A 3,941-nucleotide genomic window follows, 5' to 3' on the forward strand; every position below is an offset into this window, starting at 1 on the left:
ACCATGAACACTTCAGTGATGCTGGGGGCCTTCCGTGACTCGAGCACCACCCGCATGGAGTTTCTGCAATTGATCGGACGGAGCAGACAATAATGGCAAGACTCGAACCTGGCACCGCGCGCATCCGGGTCAAGGACCTGCGCCTGCGCACATATATCGGTATCAACGAAGATGAAATCGTCAACAAGCAGGATGTGCTGATCAATCTGACGATTCTCTACGCCGCACAGGAAGCCGTTCGCGACAACGACATCGAGCATGCTCTCAACTATCGCACCATCACCAAGGCCATCATTCAGCATGTCGAGGGCAACCGCTTCGCTCTGCTGGAAAGACTGACGCAGGAAGTGCTGGACCTGGTGATGAGCCACAAGGCCGTGACCTACGCAGAAGTGGAAGTCGACAAGCCGCATGCGCTGCGCTTTGCCGAATCGGTATCGATCACGCTCGCCGGTCAACGCTGAAACTCTTATCATGACGCGAACCGTCTATTGAAAAGAGCACGTCATGACCGAGCAAGAACGCCTCGAACTCGAAGCTGCAGCCTTCCGTCGCCTGGTCGCGCATCTGGACAGCCGCAAGGATGTCCAGAACATCGACCTGATGAACCTCGTAACTGCCTGTCCAAGTGGTACAAGGCCGCCGCCGATGAAAAGCACATCGACATCAGCCTCGATGATGCTCGCGAGGTGGTTTACGGCATGCCGTACAGCGAGTGGAAAGCCCAATACCAGAAAGAAGCAAACGCCGAACAACAGGCGGCGTTCGCCAAGGAACCCAAACATGACTGATCTGAACTCCCTGCGCACCAGCCTGCGCAGCGGCGAGCATGTGTTCGCTGATACCCTGGCCTTTATCGCCGAAGGTTACGATTATCAGCCTCAGCCGTTCAGAAACGGCGCCGTCGACAATGCTGCCGGGCAAAACGAAGGGTCTTGCAAGACGCTAGGCCTGGCATTGCTGGAAGGTTTGAGCGATGAAGAGGCACTGTTGGCATTTGGCGAGCACTACCGCTCGGTGCAAGCCACACCTGAAGGCAGCGACCACGGCAATATCCGTGCGCTGATCGAGTATGGGCTGGCAGGTGTGAAATTCGAAGGCGAGCCGCTCAAGCGCAAGGCTTGAGCTGATNNCGAGAACCTGGTTGCAGAGGCCTGGAGGGACGCCAATCAGAACGTGGCGTTTGCCAGACCGTCCAGATAACGCTCGACGTCCAGTGCCGCCATGCAGCCTGCACCAGCCGAGGTGATGGCCTGACGGTATACGTGGTCAGCCACATCACCGGCCGCGAATACACCTTCAACGCTGGTAGCAGTCGCGTTGCCTTCACGGCCACCGTGCACAACCATGTAGCCATCTTTCAGAGCCAGTTGCCCTTCGAACAGCGAGGTGTTCGGCGTGTGGCCGATGGCGATGAATACGCCGTCGACTTTCAGCTCGTCACTGGTCCCGTCATTGTTCTTCAGACGCGCACCGGTCACGCCCATGTTGTCACCCAATACCTCGTCCAGCGTGGCATTGAGCTTGAGCTCGATCTTGCCTTCGGCGACACGTGCGTGCAGCTTGTCGATCAGGATCTTCTCGGCGCGAAAGGTTTCGCGACGGTGAACCAGAGTCACCTTGCTGGCGATGTTGGCCAGATACAGCGCTTCTTCCACCGCCGTGTTACCGCCACCGACTACCGCGACTTCACGGTTGCGATAGAAGAAACCATCGCATGTGGCGCAGGCAGAAACACCCTTGCCCATGAACGCTTCTTCCGAAGGCAGGCCCAGGTAACGGGCGCTGGCACCGGTGGCGATGATCAGTGCATCGCAGGTGTAGGTTGCGCTATCGCCCTGAAGGCTGAACGGCTTGCCGGCCAGATCAACGGAGTTGATGTGGTCGAAGACGATCTCAGTCTCGAAACGCTCGGCATGCTCACGCATACGCTCCATCAGCGCCGGACCGGTCAGGCCATGGGGGTCGCCCGGCCAGTTGTCGACTTCAGTGGTGGTGGTCAACTGACCACCAGCCTGCATGCCGGTGATCAGCAGAGGCTTGAGGTTGGCGCGGGCGGCGTAAACCGCAGCGCTGTAACCGGCAGGGCCGGAACCGAGAATGATCACTCGGGAATGACGTACGTCTGACATGACACACTCCTGTCGACCGACTGTTCAAGCCGCAATCGAAACAGCTGGATAAAAAAGGACCGCCGAAACACTTGGGGAAGTGCCATTCACTCGGCGGATCCTGAAAGTTCTGACTCCTGAGACAGGTCCTGAAATTGGTGCCAAGCCTATCGGGGTAGCAAAGGTTAAGGAAATATCGTTTCACAATCCACCCCATAGGTCACTTCTATAGGGTGACTGACCGACAGCAGTGTACTCGCGCGAACATCCGGCGCCGGCAAGCGCGTTCAGGGCTCGGGGAATGGTGCTGAGCGCCGACAGCCATCAACTCTTTCATGGCTATCACAAAGCCGGTAAGGTCACGCCTTTCAAGCACCTGGAGACTGCCATGCCCGCGCCTGCCCTTACCGGCCCGCAATACCTCAGAGAAGGCCTCAACCTGGTTCTCAGTCCTGGTTTGCGATTGTTCGTCCTGCTGCCCTTGAGCATCAATGTGGTGTTGTTCTGCGGCCTGATCTATCTGGCGGTGCACCAGTTCGAGCTGTGGGTCGACACCTTCATGCCTACGCTCCCTCACTGGCTGAGCTTTCTCAGCTATATCCTCTGGCCGCTGTTCGTGGTGCTTGTCCTGCTGATGGTGTTTTTCACCTTCACCGTGGTCGCCAACATCATCGCCGCGCCGTTTAACGGGTTTCTCTCCGAAAAAGTCGAAGCCGTGGTTCGTGGCGTGGACGATTCACCGGATTTCAGCTGGGCCGAACTGGTGGCCATGGTGCCACGTACCCTGGCCCGCGAAGCCCGCAAGCTGGGCTATATGCTGCCGCGCATGCTCGGGCTGTTCATTCTGTCGTTCATCCCTGTGGCCAACATCATCGCCGCTCCGCTGTGGCTGTTGTTCGGCGTCTGGATGATGGCGATCCAGTACATTGACTACCCCGCCGACAACCACAAACTGGGCTGGAACGAAATGCTAGGCTGGCTGAAAAGCAAACGCTGGCAAAGCCTGAGCTTCGGCGGCATTGTCTACGTCGCCTTGCTGATCCCGGTGGTCAACCTGCTGATGATGCCCGCCGCAGTGGCCGGTGCGACATTGTTCTGGGTGCGCGAGCGCGGGGCGGATGCGTTGCCGGTGACGCAGGCACGGGGCTGAACCCCGAAACATTGCCGGGCCGCGCAACACGGCCCGGACTATCTGACAAAAATCACTCGCTATATATATTTACCGCACAAGGCTCTTTCGACTGAGGCTCAATAGAGCCTCAACAAACCCGTTCATGTGAAGTCTGCTTCCATCGAACATGCGACACATGAACTTAACAAGGAAGTTAAATCATGAATACTCCAGTAAACCCTGCAGCATTTGCCGCTGAAAACGCCACAGTCGAAGAAAAGATTCGTGCGTTTCTGGTCAGTGAACTGGCCGAATGGTCGATCAATCCGGACAACGTTTACATCAACGGCGTAAACAACCCGGAAGAACGTTTGGTCATCAGTTCCAGCTCCCTGACTGCCGAGGCAGCCAACCGTGTTTTCGAGAAAGACGCTCCGTCCTACTCTACTCGCACCGCAGGCCTGTTCACCGTGGCATATTCGTATGCCGATGAACATCGCCTGGCTGCGCCGGACCTGGCCAAGGTAGGTGAAGTGATCGGCCAACTGGTCAATGACCTGGGCTGATTGCTCTGATTGACTGGCTGAGTGACGACAAAGCCTGAAAGAGTGCCGAATGGATAATGGATGATCTGTTCGGCACTTCAATTGGCGTCAGTAGTATCTACGCTGCAGCAGACGCAGAGAGGTAGGTCGGTATACGAGACTGTCAGAAATTTT

Annotated in this window: 5 protein-coding genes and 2 pseudogenes (1 of these 7 cut by a window edge); 6 read left to right on the forward strand and 1 reads right to left on the reverse strand. The window is 57.0% G+C overall.

The annotated features are described in order from the left end of the window. From folE to ALO64_RS22550, 4 genes and pseudogenes are all read left to right on the forward strand, one after another. Positions 1-93, forward strand: a pseudogene (gene folE / locus ALO64_RS22535) (GTP cyclohydrolase I FolE); it begins 463 nt to the left of the window's first position. Then, positions 93-464 carry a dihydroneopterin triphosphate 2'-epimerase gene (gene folX / locus ALO64_RS22540; RefSeq protein ID WP_002552214.1) on the forward strand — a complete coding sequence of 124 codons (372 nt, stop codon included), beginning with the start codon at positions 93-95 and terminating at the stop codon, positions 462-464. The pseudogene folE and the gene folX overlap by 1 nt, the downstream one beginning before the upstream one ends. Before the next feature lie 43 nt (positions 465-507). Beyond that, positions 508-791 (forward strand): annotated as a pseudogene (locus tag ALO64_RS22545) (DUF1244 domain-containing protein). Continuing rightward, positions 784-1,125, forward strand: a complete 342-nt coding sequence (locus tag ALO64_RS22550; protein ID WP_005733208.1) for a HopJ type III effector protein — start codon at positions 784-786, stop codon at positions 1,123-1,125. The pseudogene ALO64_RS22545 and the gene ALO64_RS22550 overlap by 8 nt, the downstream one beginning before the upstream one ends. A 44-nt stretch (positions 1,126-1,169) precedes the next feature. Here the strand turns inward: ALO64_RS22550 and trxB are convergent, their stop codons facing one another. Then, positions 1,170-2,132: a thioredoxin-disulfide reductase gene (gene trxB / locus ALO64_RS22555; RefSeq protein ID WP_004659967.1), complete on the reverse strand. Its 963-nt coding sequence runs from the start codon at positions 2,130-2,132 to the stop codon at positions 1,170-1,172. Positions 2,133-2,499: 367 nt separating this feature from the next. On the opposite strand from trxB, the gene cysZ reads away from it, so the two are divergent. Further along, positions 2,500-3,261, forward strand: a complete 762-nt coding sequence (gene cysZ, locus ALO64_RS22560) for a sulfate transporter CysZ (protein ID WP_029240951.1) — start codon at positions 2,500-2,502, stop codon at positions 3,259-3,261. Between the two features lie 182 nt (positions 3,262-3,443). After that, positions 3,444-3,788 (forward strand): hypothetical protein, encoded by a 345-nt coding sequence (locus ALO64_RS22565; RefSeq protein WP_004659963.1) that lies wholly within the window; start codon positions 3,444-3,446, stop codon positions 3,786-3,788. Positions 3,789-3,941 lie beyond the last annotated feature (153 nt).

This window comes from Pseudomonas meliae (assembly GCF_001400515.1).
GTDB lineage: Bacteria > Pseudomonadota > Gammaproteobacteria > Pseudomonadales > Pseudomonadaceae > Aquipseudomonas > Aquipseudomonas amygdali.

What these genes read in the sequence shown, in the direction of transcription:
- ALO64_RS22565 (WP_004659963.1), top strand. Translation starts at nt 3,444, where the DNA reads ATGAATACTCCAGTAAACCCTGCAGCATTTGCCGCTGAAAACGCCACA.
- folX (WP_002552214.1), top strand. Translation starts at nt 93, where the DNA reads ATGGCAAGACTCGAACCTGGCACCGCGCGCATCCGGGTCAAGGACCTG.
- ALO64_RS22550 (WP_005733208.1), top strand. Translation starts at nt 784, where the DNA reads ATGACTGATCTGAACTCCCTGCGCACCAGCCTGCGCAGCGGCGAGCAT.
- trxB (WP_004659967.1), bottom strand. Translation starts at nt 2,132, where the DNA reads ATGTCAGACGTACGTCATTCCCGAGTGATCATTCTCGGTTCCGGCCCT.
- cysZ (WP_029240951.1), top strand. Translation starts at nt 2,500, where the DNA reads ATGCCCGCGCCTGCCCTTACCGGCCCGCAATACCTCAGAGAAGGCCTC.